Origin of the sequence: Lichenihabitans sp. Uapishka_5, assembly GCF_033947565.1 — a bacterium.
Taxonomy (GTDB): Bacteria; Pseudomonadota; Alphaproteobacteria; order Rhizobiales; family Beijerinckiaceae; genus Lichenihabitans.
In genome coordinates this window covers 1-13,422 of record NZ_JARPVX010000013.1, presented here as the reverse complement: position 1 = coordinate 13,422, position 13,422 = coordinate 1, and the positions used below count along the sequence as shown (strand labels likewise).

The following is a 13,422-nucleotide window of genomic DNA, read 5'->3' as shown; positions in this document are numbered from 1 at the left end:
GGGCCCGCTCAGTGCGCGACGGCCGCGGCGGCGGCCTCGTCGATCAGGCGGCCGGTGCGGAAACGGTCGAGCGTGAAGGGGGCGTTGATGGCATGCGGCACCCCGCGTGCCACCGTATGGGCGAAGACGTTGCCGGAGCCCGGCGTCGCCTTGAAGCCGCCCGTGCCCCAGCCACAATTGACGAACAGCCCCGGCACCGGCGTGAGGCCGATGATGGGCGAGCGATCGGGCGTCACATCGACGATGCCGCCCCAGTTGCGCAGCATGCGCAAACGGCGGACGTTGGGAAACAGTTCGCAGATGGCATCGAGCGTGTGGGTGGCGATGTGCAGCCCGCCCGTCTGGCTATAGGACGTATAGGCGTCGGTGCCGGCCCCGATGACGAGCTCGCCCTTGTCGGATTGCGACATATAGGCGTGGATGGTGTTCGACATCACCACGCAGGGCATCACCGGCTTCACCGGCTCGGACACGAGCGCCTGCAGCGGATAGCTTTCAAGCGGCAGCCGCACGTCGGCCATGCTCATCACGTGGCTGGTGTTGCCGGCCGCCACCACGCCGAGCCGCTCCGTCGCGATCGCCCCCCGGGTGGTCTCGATCCCCGAGACGGCGCCCGCCTGGTCGCGCCGGATGGCCGTCACCTCGCAATTCTGCAGGATATCGACGCCGAGCGCCGAAGCCGCGCGGGCATAGCCCCAGGCAACGGCATCATGCCGCGCCGTACCGCCGCGCCGCTGCAGCGCCGCGCCGACGATCGGGTAGCGGATGTCCTTCGAGATATTGAGGATCGGGCAAACGTCCTGCGCCTGCTGCGGTGTCAGCCACTCGTTGTCGATGCCGGCCAGCCGGTTGGCATGGACGTGGCGCTTGAACACCTGCACGTCGTGGATGTTGTGGGCCAGCATCATGCAGCCGCGTGGCGAATACATGACGTTGTAGTTGAGCGTGTGGCTCAGGTCCTGCCACAGCGTCAGCGCGTGGTTGTAGAGCCCTTCCGATTCTTCCCACAGATAGTTCGAGCGGATGATCGTGGTGTTGCGGCCCGTGTTGCCGCCGCCGATCCAGCCCTTCTCGACCACGGCGATGTTCCGCATGCCGTGCTCGGCCGCCATGTAATAGGCGGTCGCGAGCCCATGGCCGCCGCCGCCGACGATGATGGCATCGTAGCGCGGCTTCGGCTCCGGCGAGCGCCATTGCTCGGGCCAGCCCTGGTTATGCGAGAAGCTCTGCCGGATCAGGTTGAGAAGCGAAAACCGCACGGGACGGGGGTAACTCCGTGGAAGCGCTCGAACACAGGGTGCCGCCATGTGGGGGATCAGGCCCGGGCGCGTCTAGCGCACAAGCGACGCGGCCGTGTCGGATTTGTGTCGGGCGCCGAACCGCCGCGCGGGCGTCGTCCGGCGCCCAAAACTGGCGTGCCGCTACTTCTTGGTCGCGTCGTCGATGTCCTTGTCCATCTGGGCCACGGACAGCTCGCCCGTGTATTTCTTGCCGTTGATGAAGAAGGTCGGGGTCGCGTCGATCTTGAACTTGGTCGAGGCGTCGTCGCGGATCTGGTTGACCTGGCCGTAAAGTTTCTGGTCTTTCAGGCAGGCCTCGAACTGCGCCTGCGTGATGCCGGCCTGACGCACCGTGGCGGCAAGCGCGTCGACGGGCTTGTCGACGAAGGCCCAGTTCTTCTGCTGGTCGAACAGCAGGTCCGTGATGGCGTTGCGCTTGTCCGGGCCGGCGCAGCGCGCCAGCATGAAGCCCGCGGTGGCGAGCGGATCGAGCGGGAACTCGCGCAGCACGAAGCGCGCCTTGCCGGTGTCGATGTATTTCGTTTTCAGCGTCGGCCAGGTCTCGGCATGAAAGGCCGCGCAATGCGGGCAGGTCATCGAGGCATATTCGACGATGGAGACCGGGGCGTCCTTCTGACCGATCCACATGTCCGGCAGCGGCCCTTCGGCCATCAGCTGGTCGACCGGAACCGTCACGGCCTCGTCGGTCTTGGCCTGCGCGAAGGCGGCGCTGCCGCGCAGCACGGCCGGGAGCGCGATCCCGCTCAGCGCGGCGCCACGCAGGAGCTGCCGCCGCGTCGATGGCACGAACATGGTGATCCTTCTTTCGCATCGTCGGCCGCCGGGGCGGCTCGGACCTCGACGCGACCTTAGCGGAAAGCCGCCCGGCGCCGCATCACTTTTTGACAGGACGCTTCAGCACGCGGGCGCCGAGCCGCGCCAGCGCTTCCGCGAGTCCGGCGTCCTCGACCGCTCCGACAAGCGCGCGCGCCTCCGCCAAGGCGGCCGGTTCGATCGGCCGCGGCTGCGAACGGCGGCGCGGCGGCGGGGGCAGCGGCCCCTGCCGGAGCGCGATCTGCCCGACGCAGCGCCATCCCAGGTAGGTGTTGACCTTGTCGATCACCACGGCGCCCTGGTGCTGCAGCATCAAGGCCGAAGCGCTTTCGACCCGAACGATCAGGGTGGCGGGTTCCACGGCTTCGTCGCCGCGCTGCCGGCGCCGCCATTGCAGGCGCAGCGGCTGACAGCGGCCGGCGAGCTCCGCACCGACGATCTCGGGCCAGTGCATCAGCACATCGGCCTCGCCGAACCCATGCTTGCCCAGCACCGGGCCGATGCAACCGCCGACAAGGTCGGCGAGCGGCCGGCTGCCGGGCGGCTTGCGCCGGGGCGGAAAGGGCCTGAAGGACTGCGGCATCGCGGTGGTGGCCTGCCCGGGCGCGTGGAGGTGCGAGACCCTGTATAGACCAGGTGTGAGCAAATCCGCACCGATCCCTTCGTCGCCGAACCCCGATGCCGCAACGGTCGCGCCGCTGCTGCTCGCCTGGTACGACCGCCACCGGCGGACGCTGCCGTGGCGTAGCCCGCCGGGGGTGGCAAGCGACCCTTATGCGGTGTGGCTGTCCGAAATCATGCTGCAGCAAACCACGGTGGCGGCCGTGAAACCCTATTACACCAGCTTTCTGGCCCGCTGGCCCACGGTGGAGGCCTTGGCTGCGGCGCCGCTGACCGATGTGCTGCAGGCCTGGGCGGGGCTCGGCTATTATTCCCGGGCCCGCAATCTGCATGCCTGCGCGGCGGCCGTCGTGGCACGCCACGGCGGCGCATTCCCGGGCAACGAGGCAGGGCTGCGAACCTTGCCGGGCATCGGGGCCTATACGGCCGCGGCCATTGCGGCCATCGCGTTCGAGCGGCGCGCCGTGGTGGTGGACGGCAACGTGGAGCGCGTGATGGCGCGGCTGTGCGCCGTGCTGGCACCGCTGCCGGGCGCCAAGCCGATCCTGTACGCCGCGATGGACCGCGTCACCCCGGACGCGCGGACAGGAGATTTCGCCCAGGCCATGATGGATCTCGGCGCCACGATCTGCACGCCGCGAAAGCCCGCCTGCGTGATCTGTCCGCTGGCGACGCCCTGTCGGGCCAGGGCCGAGGGCTTGCAGGCCGACCTGCCCCGCAAAACCAAGAAGGCCGCCGTGCCGGAACGCGGTGGAGCGGTGTTCGTCATCGAGCGTTCCGACGGCGCCGTGCTGGTCCGCCACAGGCCGCCCTCGGGTCTGTTCGGCGGCTTGCCGGAATTCCCATCGACGCCGTGGGTGGAAGGTTTCGCGGCAGGCCAATCAGCCACTCTGCCGGACGATCTCACGACCCTCGCCGGGCCGACCCGCCATCTCGGCCAGATCGAACATGGGCTGACGCATTTCAAGCTGACGCTCGACGTCCACCATGTGTCGACGCCCGACAGCGACGCAGATGGGAAATGGGTGGCGCCAAGCCAGCTCGACGGCATCGGCTTTCCCACCCTGATGCGGAAGGTCCTGAAGCTATACCAGGACATGGCACTGGCCGGTCGACGATAAATCTCGACGCGCGTCGAGGGTTTGGGAGGCTGGTTCAGCCCTTGCGCTTCACCCGAACCGGGACCGGCCGCTCCTGGCGATCGTCACGCACCGCCATCAGAGCTGCTGCCGCAGCGGCTGCCAGTGCCAGAACCAAGCTTACCATGAGACCAGCCGTCGGACCGAGTGCGCCGGCCCGAATGAACTTCACCAAGACAGAACCCTGGGCGAAGAACGATCGCACGCGACATCAAAGCATGCCCTATGACAGGCGCCTGATTGTCAATCGAATGCGGAAGACGCCACCCCGGTTCCACGATCGTGGTTAAGCGAACCTTAACGTTTCGCCGCAGGCCTCAGGCCGCCTGCGCGGCCTGCATGTCACGGGTTCCGGCACGGAAGTCGCTGCGCAGCACGTCGATCGGCTGCCGCTGACCATCCTGCTCGATGTGCCAGAAGGTCCAGCCGTTGCAGGCCGGCAGACCCTGGGCAAGGGCGCCGATCTTGTGGATCGAGCCGATGATGGCGCCGAGCGCCACCGCGCCGTCGGGCCGCACCACCACGGGGCGGCGCCCGGCCGCATCCGTGAGGGTCGCCCCAGCCGAGATCATGCCCGCCTCGATCAGCAACGCGAAGGGGATGCGCGGCTCGCTGCGCTTGGCCGGCGTGGGCGAGATCGCTTCGGCCGGCAGCGGCTCGACGGCGTCGATGCGGGCCTGGGCCGCGGCCGCGTAACCGGGGTCGCGCTCCAGCCCGACAAAGTCGCGGCCGAGGCGCTTGGCCACCGCGCCCGTGGTGCCGGTGCCGAAGAAGGGGTCGAGCACCACATCGCCCGGGTGGGTGGCCGACAGGATGACGCGGGCCAGCAGGGCCTCGGGCTTCTGGGTCGGGTGAACCTTGCGGCCGTCCTCGTTCTTCAGCCGCTCGCGGCCGGTGCACAAGGGGAACAACCAGTCGGAGCGCATCTGGCTATCTTCGTTGCCGGCCTTCAGGGCCTCGTAGTTGAACGTATAGCGCTTGGCCTCGGGACTCTTCGAAGCCCAGATCAGAGTTTCATGGGCGTTGGTGAAGCGGCGGCCGCGAAAGTTCGGCATCGGGTTGGCCTTCAGCCACACGATGTCGTTGAGGATCCAGAAGCCCAGGTCCTGCAGGGTCGCGCCGACCCGGAAGATGTTGTGATAGGACCCGATGACGAACAACGTCGCGTCGGGCTTCATCACGCGACGAGCCGCTGCGAGCCAGTCGCGCGTGAAGCGGTCGTAATCGGCGAAGCTTGCGAACTTATCCCAGTCGTCATCGACGGCATCGACGACACTCTGGTCGGGCCGCGACAACTGACCTTCGAGCTGAAGGTTGTAGGGTGGATCTGCAAAGACGAGATCAACGCTCTCGGGCGGCATGGCGCGAAGAGACTCGATGCAATCGCCGAGCATGATCGTATTGCGTCGAAGGACTTCCTTCGGTTTAACGATTGCGGCCGAAGCCCCAGGACGCGAGACCTTTGACTGGGGCTTCGGGCCGGCCAAGCCGGTGTGTGCTATTCTTAGATTACGCATGACCCACACACCGAATACGCTACTGACAAGCGCGACATTACGGGCGTTAGGCTTAAGCGCGGGTTTCCGGATCAGGAAAGATGTTGTGTCGTTCGGAGACGTTTGCGTTACCGAACCATGAAAACTCGGGCGCGGCCGGGGTCAGGCCTTCACGCCTCGGGCAGCGTCTCATCGGCGACAACGAGGTCGAACAACACCCCCTGCCCCGGCCCGCAAGGCGCGAAGCTTCGGCGGTGGAAGGGGGATGGCCCATGCCGCTTCAACGCATCGCGGTGTTCGGCCGTGGCATAGCCCTTGTGGTTGTGGAAGCCGTAGCGCGGATCGTGGCCATGATGGCGCACCATCAGCCGGTCACGCGCCACCTTGGCCACGATGGAGGCGGCCGCGATGGAGGCGCAGGTGGCATCGCCCTTGATGATGGCCTCGCCGGGCAGGCCGGGGGCGGCGCCACCCTGCGGCAGGTCACGCCCGTCGACCAGCAGGTAGTCGGGCGCGACCGGAAGGGCCGCGAGGGCACGCCGCATCGCCAGAAAGGTCGCCTGCCGGATGTTGATGGCGTCGATCTCGGCCGGCGTCGCGAAACCGATCCCGACCGCGCGGGCCCGCATCGAGACGGCGCGATAGGCTTCGTGCCGCGCTTCGGCCGGCAACACCTTGGAATCGGCCAAGCCGTCGGGCAGGTCGTCGGCGTCGAGGATCACGGCCGCGGCCGTGACGGGGCCGGCCAGCGGGCCACGGCCCACCTCGTCGATGCCGACGATAGCGCGGAATCCGAGACCGGACAGGACGAGTTCGCGTCCGAGCCTCAGCCCTGCTTGGACGACAGGGGGCCGACCCGCCCTGGGAGAACGCCCCATCAGAACAGGCTCAACTGGCCGCCCTTCGGCACTGGCGGCACGAACAGGTCGGTGCGCAACCGCATGCGGGTCTTCGGGAAGCCGAGGCGCGCCGCCGCGATCTCGAAGCGCCGGCCGATCATGGTGGCGTAGGGTCCCGTGCCGGTCATGCGCTTCCCCCAGGTCGAATCGTTGTCCTTGCCGTCGCGGAACGATTGCACGAGGCTCATCACGTGGCGCAAGCGGTCGGGAAAATGGGTCAGCAGCCATTCCCGGAACAGGTCGCGCACCTCGAGCGGCAGCCGCAACATCACATAGCCGGCCTCGCGCGCGCCGCGCGCCTGCGCGGCCTCGAGGATCGCCTCGATCTCGTGATCGTTGACGGCGGGGATCAGCGGCGCCGTCATCACCACGACCGGAATGCCGGCCTCGCTCAACTGGCGGATCGCCTCGAGGCGGCGGCCGGGCGCCGCCGCACGCGGCTCCATGGTGCGGGCGAGCTTACCGTCGAGCGTCGTCACCGACAGCGCCACCTTGACGAGGCCGCGGGCCGCCATCGGGGCCAGCAGATCGATGTCGCGGGTGACGAGCGCCGATTTGGTGACGATGCCGACCGGGTGGCCGGTGCGGGCCAGCACTTCCAGCACGCTGCGCATCACCCGGTGCTCGCGCTCGATTGGCTGGTAGGGGTCGGTGTTGGTGCCGATGGCGATCGTGCGGACCTTGTAGCCGGGCGCCGCGAGTTCCGCCTCGAGCCGCTCGGCCGCGCCGAGCTTCACCACCAGCCGCGACTCGAAGTCGAGCCCGGACGACAGGCCCAGATAGGCATGGGTCGGCCGGGCGAAGCAGTAGACGCAGCCGTGTTCGCAGCCCCGGTAAGGATTGATCGAGCGGTCGAATGACAGGTCGGGCGACTCGTTGCGGGTGATGATGGTCTTGGGCCGCTCGACCGTCACGGTGGTCTTGAAGGGCGCCAATGTTTCAAGCGCCCCCCAGCCGTCGTCCTCGGTGACGCGCTGCAGCGGCTCGAAGCGGGCCGAACGGTTCGACACCGTGCCGCGCCCGCGACGGCGGTCCTCGTCGACCGGATCGTCGGCGACCGCGACGGGCGGCGGAACGATGCGGGGGGTGCGTCGCCGTTTCGGAGCCGGCGCAGGCTCGGACACGTCGGCCTCAAAGCCCGCGGTGGTGTTCGGCGAGGACATCACGTGCGGCGGCTCCGTTCCGGCAAACGCGATGCCGAGACCTCGTCATCCGAACGAGCGTCGCCGTTCAGGCCAGAACAAATACGGAACGGCAAGGACGGCGTCAATCACGCGCGGTGACCTGTCATGGGTCGCTGCACGCCACCGGGCGGTTCCGCAGGGCCGCCGCATGGGTTACACCCGGTCCACCCAGCGCGGCTGGCCGGATGCATGCATGGTCTCGGTTCTTGTTCTCGGCTCGCACACGGCGACGGGCCGCCCTTCGACGACCGCCGACGCGGTCCGCACCCTTGCGGCGCTGGTTCCGGCCGCGGTGGACGGCGTGGTGCGCGACGTGCAGCTGTTGGCGGCACCAGGCGACGACGCGCTCGACCGTATCGCCGACCATGCGGGATGCGGCTTCATTCAAGAGGCCGATCTCGCCACGGCGCTGCAGACGGCGGTTGCCCGGGCGCGCGGTGCCCATCACCTCGTGCTGCTGGCCGGCGTCAGCTTCGACCGTGCCTTCGTGGATGAAATGGCGGGCATCGGCACGCGGCACGCCGCATGGGTGCCGCAGGGCATCGCCCTCAAGGCGGTCGAGAGCGGCGTTTTCGGTCGCGTGCTGCCGCGGTTCGCCCCGACGGTCGGCGTGTTGACCGAGCGTCAGCAGATGGCAGCCGTGCGGGCCAACAGCGTTGCGGCGCTTTGGCGAAGCCTGCGGCCGCATCGCGTGTTCAGGACGCGCGCCTGGAGCGGCGGCGACGGCTGAGCCGCCTAAGCTAGAGTTTGTCTGGTTCTTGCTGAACCAGACAAACTCTAGCATCCCTTCGGTCGGCTGCCCGATCAGGCCAAATGGTTTCCCATTTGGCCCTGACAGCCTCTAGACGCCGCGGCGCAGGTGCTCGTCGAGACGCGGCATGATCTCGACGAAATTGCACGGGCGGTAACGGTAGTCGAGCTGGTAGGCCAGGATGCCGTCCCAGGCGTCCGTGCAGGCGCCGGGCGAGCCCGGCAGCACAAACACGAAGGTGGTGCCGGCAAGCCCCGCCGTGACGCGCGACTGCACCGTCGACGTGCCGATCTTGGCGAAGGACAGCGCGTGGAACACGGCCGAGAACCCGTCCATCCGCTTGGTGAACAGCGGTTCCAGCGCCTCCGGGGTCACGTCGCGGCCGGTGAAACCGGTCCCGCCGGTGGTGATCACAACGTCGACGGCCGGATCGTCGATCCAAGCCTGCACGGCAGCCCGGATGGCCGTCACCTCATCGCGCACCACAGCCCGCCCGGCGAGCCGGTGCCCGGCTGCCGCGAGGCGACCGGTCAGCACGTCGCCGGACCGGTCTTCCGCGAGCGCCCGCGTGTCCGACATGGTCAGGACCGCGAGGCCGAGCGGCACGAAGGGCCGGGTGTCGTCGATGCGTGGCATGGTCCCTGGCCCGGAAGGCTTGTTACTGGGCGAAGGTGTTGCAGGCGTCGACCTTGCCGGTCTTCAGCCCGGTCTCCAGCCATTGCTTGCGCTGGGCCGAGGAACCATGGGTGAAGCTGTCGGGCGTCGCATAACCGCGCGACGACTTCTGCAATCGATCGTCGCCGATGGCTTCCGCGGTATTGAGCGCCTTGTCGACGTCGCCATCCTGCAAGATGTGGTATTTCTGGTCCGCATTGGCGGCCCACACGCCGGCATAACAATCGGCCTGCAGTTCGAGCCGTACCGAAAGCTGGTTGGCGCGCGCTTCGTCCGCGTTCTCCATCGCTTCATGCACCTTCGGCAGCAGGCCGAGCAGGTTTTGCACGTGATGGCCGATCTCGTGCGCCACCACATAGGCATAAGCGAAGTCGCCGCCACCGCCGAGCTTACGCTTCATGTCGTTGAAGAACGCCATGTCGAGATAGACCTTGCGGTCCGTCGGGCAATAGAATGGCCCCATGGCGGATTGCGCCTGGCCGCAGCCCGATCGCGTCACGCCGCTGAACAGCACGAGCTTCGGCGCCTGATATTGCACACCCTTCTGGGCCGGCAGCACCTGGCTCCACACGTCCTCGGTTTCGCCCAGCACGGCCGCCACGAAGTCGGCCATCTGGTCCTTCGGGGCGCCGGCCGCCTGGCCTTGCGCCTGCTGGGTCTGGCGCTGATCCGTGTCGGGCTGCTGCTGGGTCTGGCCATGGTTGACCACCTGCTCGGCGCCGCCGATCAGGATGCGCGGGTCGATGCCGGTCGCGTAGCCGATCAATGCCAGCACGATGATGGCGCCGATTCCGAGGCCACCGCCGCCGATGGCCATCCCACCACCGCCACCGCCACCGCCACCGCCTTGACCGCGCACATCCTCGATGTTGTCCGACCGGCGGGACTGTTCCCACTCCATGACCCGCACTCCCCCACGCGATAAATCGTCGCCAAGCTACATCGGCCGCGCTTAAGCCAAAAACAAGGGTTCAGAACCAGCCCTTGCGCTTCAACCAGATCCCCGGGATCAGGATGCTGACCAGGATCATGGCCCAGCCAAACTGGTAGCCATAGCTCCAGTCGACCTCCGGCATGTTCTTGAAATTCATGCCGTAGAGCCCCACCACGAAGGTCGGCGGCACGCCCATCACGGATGCGATGGTGAGCAGCTTGAACAGCCGGTTCTGCTCGATGTTGATGAAGCCGAGCGTCGAATCGAGCAGGAACTGCACCTTGTCGGACAGCCGTCCCTCGTAGTCGTTGAGCGAGCCGACGTCTTGTTTCAGGGTTTCGAGCCGTGCCTTCAGCCCGTCCGGCAGGCGCTCGCCCGTGTGGGTGCCCACATAGGCGATCAGGCGGCCGAGCCCGAGCAGGCTGTCGCGGGCATGCGAAGTGTGGTCGCCGTTCTGGCCGATGGTGCGCAGCGCCCGGTTGAGCCGGCGTTCGATCACGGTCGGCTTGTCGGTGGCATGCACGCCCGTTTCGGGCCGGAAGATGCCGCGCGACACGCGGTCGAGGTCGGCGCCGATCTGCTCCATGGCGTCGGCCATGCGATCGACGATGGTTTCCAGCAGGCCCAGGAACAGCTCGATCGCGGCCTGGGCCGGGTCGGCGACGCGAAAGGGTTTCTGCGCCAGAAAATCGTCGAAGCTCTTCAGATCGACGAAACGCAGCGTGATGAGCAGCTTTTCGGACAGCATGAAGCCCACCGGCGACGTGTTCACCGCCACGGCGTCGGTGCGGTAGACGATCGGCGAGGTGACCTGCAGGGTCTTGCGCTGCATGGCGAGGCGGCTCGACACCTCCACCTCCGACATGCGCTGCGAGGTCGGCAGCGTCAGCCCGGTGACGCGCTGCACATAGGCGATCTCGGCGGGGTCCGGTCGCAGCAGGTCGATCAGCACCACGCCGCTCGGCAGGCCGCGCCCTTCGAACCCGGCCGGCAACACCGTGCCCCGGGCGTCGTACATGGTCAGCATCGGGCCGCCATGGCCCGCATCGGGTCGAGCTTGGATGCCATCGCACGTGTCTCCGCCGGCGCTGCCTGATGGCTTGTCATTGTCAGGTCCGGTCGCGTGGTTCAAGGTTCCAAACAACGCAAATCAGGGAACCATCATGCTGAAGGGAATCGACCCGCTGCTCACGCCCGACCTTATCCGGGCGCTGCGGGCGATGGGGCATGGCGACGAGATCGCCATCGTGGACGGCAACTACCCGGCCGAAAGCTGCGGCCCACCGGTGGTGCGGCTCGACGGCATCCCGGCGACGGCGGTGCTCGATGCGGTGTTGTCGGTGCTGCCGCTCGACGATTTCGTGCCCGAGGCCGCCTGGTGCATGGAGGTCGTGGGCGACCCTACGGCCGAGCCGCCGATCTTCGCCGAGTTCCGGGCCTCGCTGGCCCGGCATGCGGGGCCGGCGTTCGGACTGGCGCGCCTCGAGCGCTTCGCCTTCTACGCCAAGGCGGCCGAAAGCTTCGTGCTGGTGGCCACCGGCGAGGCTCGGCTTTATGGCAACGTCATCCTCAAGAAGGGTGTGATCCGTCCTGCCGGCTGATCCGAGATCCGACATGCCGGGCCGGCCGGGTGGCCGCCACGGGGCGCCACGACCGTGAGGCGGCCGCTCAGCGAAACCGCGCGCCTCGCGGCCGGCGTCACCCGCATCGAGGCCCGACGGGCGCTGACGACGGCCCAGCGGCCGTTCCGGCTGATCGGCCGGCTGCAGTCCCGTACGCCCGAGCGCCTGGTGATCGCGCCGCAGGACATCCGCACGGCCGACCCCACGGTGGCGTCCGACATTTATGCCGGCCATCTGGCCTTCGCGGGCCGGCTGGTGGACGCGCATGGCCGCTCGCCCTTCGACATCGAACCGCCGACGGAAGCCTGGGCGGCCGCCCTACACGGCTTCGGCTGGCTGCGCCACCTCAGGGCCGCCGACACCGCCCTGGCGCGCGCCAATGCCCGGGTGCTGGTGGACGACTGGATCAATCATTGCACACCGGGCCGGGTGCCGATCGCCTGGCACCCGGAGGTCACGGCGCGGCGGCTGTTGTCCTGGCTGGCCCAGTCGCCGCTGGTGCTCGATCCGCCGGACGCGGGCTTCTACCGCCGCTACATGAAAAGCATCGGCCGCCAGGTCGGCGTGCTGGCCCGGGCGTTGTCGAACGGGCTCGATGGCGCCCCACGCCTGTTCGCCGCCATCGCGCTGGCCGAGGCGGGCGTTTGCGCCGATGGCCTCGGCGGCGCCCGCAAGGCCGGCACCCGCATCCTCACCGAGGAGCTGCGGCGCCAGTTCCTGCCCGATGGCGGGCATGTGTCGCGCGATCCCGGCATCCTGGTGGCCTGCCTGCTGGACCTGCTGCCGTTGCGGCAGGCCTTTGCGGCCCGCGGCCTGCCGCTGCCGACCCCGTTGATGGCGGTGATCGACCGGGCGGTGCCGGTGCTGCGCATGTTCCGCCATGGCGACGGCAGTTTGGCGCTGTTCAACGGCATGGGGGTCACGGAGGCGCATCTGCTGGCCACCGTGTTGAGCCATGACGACACCCAGGCGCGGCCGCTCGGCCATGCGCCCCATTCGGGCTATCGGCGGCTCGAGGCCGGCCCGGCCCTGGTGATCTGCGACACCGGCGCGCCGCCGGCGCCGCCCTTTTCCGAACGCGCCCATGCGGGCACGCTGGCCTTCGAGTTTTCGCACGCCACGCAACGGCTGATTGTCAATTGCGGCCGGCCCGCCCCGGCCGCAACCGCGATGCAGGAGGTGGCACGCGCCACCGCCGCCCATTCGACGCTGGTGCTCGACGACGCTTCGTCGAGCCGTTTCGCGGATGGCACCCTGCGCCGCTGGTTCGGCCGGCAGATCACCTCCGGGCCGCGGCAGGTGACGGCCCAGCCGAACCCGGCCTCCGAATCGCTCGGCTTCGAGGTGCGCCACGATGGCTATGCCGAGCGGTTCGGGCTGATCCACCGCCGCAAGCTGACGCTCGCGGCCGACGGCAGCGGCCTGTTCGGTGAGGACGGGCTCGAGCCTGCGGCAGGAGCGAAGCGTGCCAGCACCGACATGCCGCGCCCCTTCATGCTGCGTTTCCACCTGCATCCCGGCACGCGGGCCGAGGAGCAGGCGCACGGCAAGGCCGTGATGCTGGTGTTGCCGGACGGCACGCAATGGATGTTCGAGGCGGGAGGCCAGGACACGCGCGTCGAGGAAAGCATCTTCTTCGCCACCAGCGAAGGGCCGCGCCGCACCACCCAGATCGTCGTGCCCGGGCTGGTGCCGGCCCGCTCCACCGTGGACTGGTCGCTGCTGCGCCAGTTCGCGCGGGACCGGGACGAGGCCGGCCGGGACCCATCCGGCCCGGTGTGATGGCCATTCCCGTCGCGGGAGCGGCCCGGCCACCGATGCGGCGGCGATGAGCGTGGCGCGGCTGACCCTGGTGTGCCAGGGCGCGACGATCGCCACGCGAAACACCGCCTATCCGGTCGACGACGATGCGCTCGACCCGCCGGCGACGCGGCACCTGCCCGACCTGTCGGCGCGGCTCGGCTGGCAGGCCCAGGCGCTCGCGGCG

13 protein-coding genes are annotated in these 13,422 nt (G+C 68.6%); 4 read left to right on the top strand and 9 right to left on the bottom strand.

From position 1 onward, the window contains the following. Positions 1-8 precede the first annotated feature (8 nt). From P7D22_RS07725 to P7D22_RS07715, 3 genes are all read right to left on the bottom strand, one after another. On the bottom strand, positions 9-1,259 hold the full coding sequence (locus tag P7D22_RS07725) for a sarcosine oxidase subunit beta family protein (protein WP_319933648.1): 1,251 nt from the start codon (positions 1,257-1,259) through the stop codon (positions 9-11). Positions 1,260-1,421: 162 nt separating this feature from the next. Beyond that, entirely contained in the window at positions 1,422-2,093 is a 672-nt protein-coding gene (locus tag P7D22_RS07720; RefSeq protein ID WP_319933647.1) for a DsbA family protein, read from the bottom strand. A gap of 82 nt (positions 2,094-2,175) precedes the next feature. Continuing rightward, positions 2,176-2,697 (bottom strand): DUF721 domain-containing protein, encoded by a 522-nt coding sequence (locus tag P7D22_RS07715; RefSeq protein ID WP_319933646.1) that lies wholly within the window; start codon positions 2,695-2,697, stop codon positions 2,176-2,178. 55 nt (positions 2,698-2,752) lie between these two features. On the opposite strand from P7D22_RS07715, the gene mutY reads away from it, so the two are divergent. Further along, on the top strand, positions 2,753-3,856 hold the full coding sequence (gene mutY / locus P7D22_RS07710) for an A/G-specific adenine glycosylase (RefSeq protein ID WP_442916048.1): 1,104 nt from the start codon (positions 2,753-2,755) through the stop codon (positions 3,854-3,856). Positions 3,857-4,191: 335 nt separating this feature from the next. Here the strand turns inward: mutY and P7D22_RS07705 are convergent, their stop codons facing one another. From P7D22_RS07705 to P7D22_RS07695, 3 genes are all read right to left on the bottom strand, one after another. After that, the gene (locus P7D22_RS07705) at positions 4,192-5,391 is read right to left on the bottom strand and encodes a site-specific DNA-methyltransferase (protein WP_442916047.1); all 1,200 of its coding nucleotides are present in this window, start codon (positions 5,389-5,391) and stop codon (positions 4,192-4,194) included. A gap of 149 nt (positions 5,392-5,540) precedes the next feature. After that, positions 5,541-6,248, bottom strand: coding sequence for a ribonuclease HII (locus tag P7D22_RS07700; RefSeq protein ID WP_319933644.1), 708 nt, complete (start codon positions 6,246-6,248; stop codon positions 5,541-5,543). Continuing rightward, positions 6,248-7,432: a PA0069 family radical SAM protein gene (locus tag P7D22_RS07695; protein ID WP_442916052.1), complete on the bottom strand. Its 1,185-nt coding sequence runs from the start codon at positions 7,430-7,432 to the stop codon at positions 6,248-6,250. The genes P7D22_RS07700 and P7D22_RS07695 overlap by 1 nt, the downstream gene beginning before the upstream one ends. A 214-nt stretch (positions 7,433-7,646) precedes the next feature. Here P7D22_RS07695 and P7D22_RS07690 point away from each other — a divergent pair, with 214 nt between their 5' ends. Beyond that, positions 7,647-8,183: a hypothetical protein gene (locus tag P7D22_RS07690; RefSeq protein WP_319933642.1), complete on the top strand. Its 537-nt coding sequence runs from the start codon at positions 7,647-7,649 to the stop codon at positions 8,181-8,183. 111 nt (positions 8,184-8,294) lie between these two features. Here the strand turns inward: P7D22_RS07690 and moaB are convergent, their stop codons facing one another. From moaB to P7D22_RS07675, 3 genes are all read right to left on the bottom strand, one after another. Beyond that, on the bottom strand, positions 8,295-8,840 hold the full coding sequence (moaB, locus tag P7D22_RS07685; protein WP_319933641.1) for a molybdenum cofactor biosynthesis protein B: 546 nt from the start codon (positions 8,838-8,840) through the stop codon (positions 8,295-8,297). Between the two features lie 22 nt (positions 8,841-8,862). Further along, positions 8,863-9,780 (bottom strand): KPN_02809 family neutral zinc metallopeptidase, encoded by a 918-nt coding sequence (ypfJ, locus tag P7D22_RS07680; protein ID WP_319933640.1) that lies wholly within the window; start codon positions 9,778-9,780, stop codon positions 8,863-8,865. A gap of 70 nt (positions 9,781-9,850) precedes the next feature. After that, complete coding sequence (locus tag P7D22_RS07675; RefSeq protein WP_319933639.1) at positions 9,851-10,840, bottom strand: magnesium transporter CorA family protein; 990 nt, start codon at positions 10,838-10,840, stop codon at positions 9,851-9,853. A 136-nt stretch (positions 10,841-10,976) separates the two neighbouring features. On the opposite strand from P7D22_RS07675, the gene P7D22_RS07670 reads away from it, so the two are divergent. Continuing rightward, the gene (locus P7D22_RS07670) at positions 10,977-11,414 is read left to right on the top strand and encodes an RbsD/FucU family protein (RefSeq protein WP_319933638.1); all 438 of its coding nucleotides are present in this window, start codon (positions 10,977-10,979) and stop codon (positions 11,412-11,414) included. Between the two features lie 54 nt (positions 11,415-11,468). Next, the gene (locus P7D22_RS07665) at positions 11,469-13,217 is read left to right on the top strand and encodes a heparinase II/III family protein (RefSeq protein ID WP_319933637.1); all 1,749 of its coding nucleotides are present in this window, start codon (positions 11,469-11,471) and stop codon (positions 13,215-13,217) included. Positions 13,218-13,422: the final 205 nt, after the last annotated feature.

What these genes read in the sequence shown, in the direction of transcription:
- moaB (WP_319933641.1), bottom strand. Translation starts at nt 8,840, where the DNA reads ATGCCACGCATCGACGACACCCGGCCCTTCGTGCCGCTCGGCCTCGCG.
- P7D22_RS07705 (WP_442916047.1), bottom strand. Translation starts at nt 5,391, where the DNA reads ATGCGTAATCTAAGAATAGCACACACCGGCTTGGCCGGCCCGAAGCCC.
- P7D22_RS07675 (WP_319933639.1), bottom strand. Translation starts at nt 10,840, where the DNA reads ATGCTGACCATGTACGACGCCCGGGGCACGGTGTTGCCGGCCGGGTTC.
- P7D22_RS07670 (WP_319933638.1), top strand. Translation starts at nt 10,977, where the DNA reads ATGCTGAAGGGAATCGACCCGCTGCTCACGCCCGACCTTATCCGGGCG.
- P7D22_RS07720 (WP_319933647.1), bottom strand. Translation starts at nt 2,093, where the DNA reads ATGTTCGTGCCATCGACGCGGCGGCAGCTCCTGCGTGGCGCCGCGCTG.
- P7D22_RS07700 (WP_319933644.1), bottom strand. Translation starts at nt 6,248, where the DNA reads ATGGGGCGTTCTCCCAGGGCGGGTCGGCCCCCTGTCGTCCAAGCAGGG.
- ypfJ (WP_319933640.1), bottom strand. Translation starts at nt 9,780, where the DNA reads ATGGAGTGGGAACAGTCCCGCCGGTCGGACAACATCGAGGATGTGCGC.
- P7D22_RS07715 (WP_319933646.1), bottom strand. Translation starts at nt 2,697, where the DNA reads ATGCCGCAGTCCTTCAGGCCCTTTCCGCCCCGGCGCAAGCCGCCCGGC.
- P7D22_RS07690 (WP_319933642.1), top strand. Translation starts at nt 7,647, where the DNA reads ATGGTCTCGGTTCTTGTTCTCGGCTCGCACACGGCGACGGGCCGCCCT.
- P7D22_RS07695 (WP_442916052.1), bottom strand. Translation starts at nt 7,432, where the DNA reads ATGTCCTCGCCGAACACCACCGCGGGCTTTGAGGCCGACGTGTCCGAG.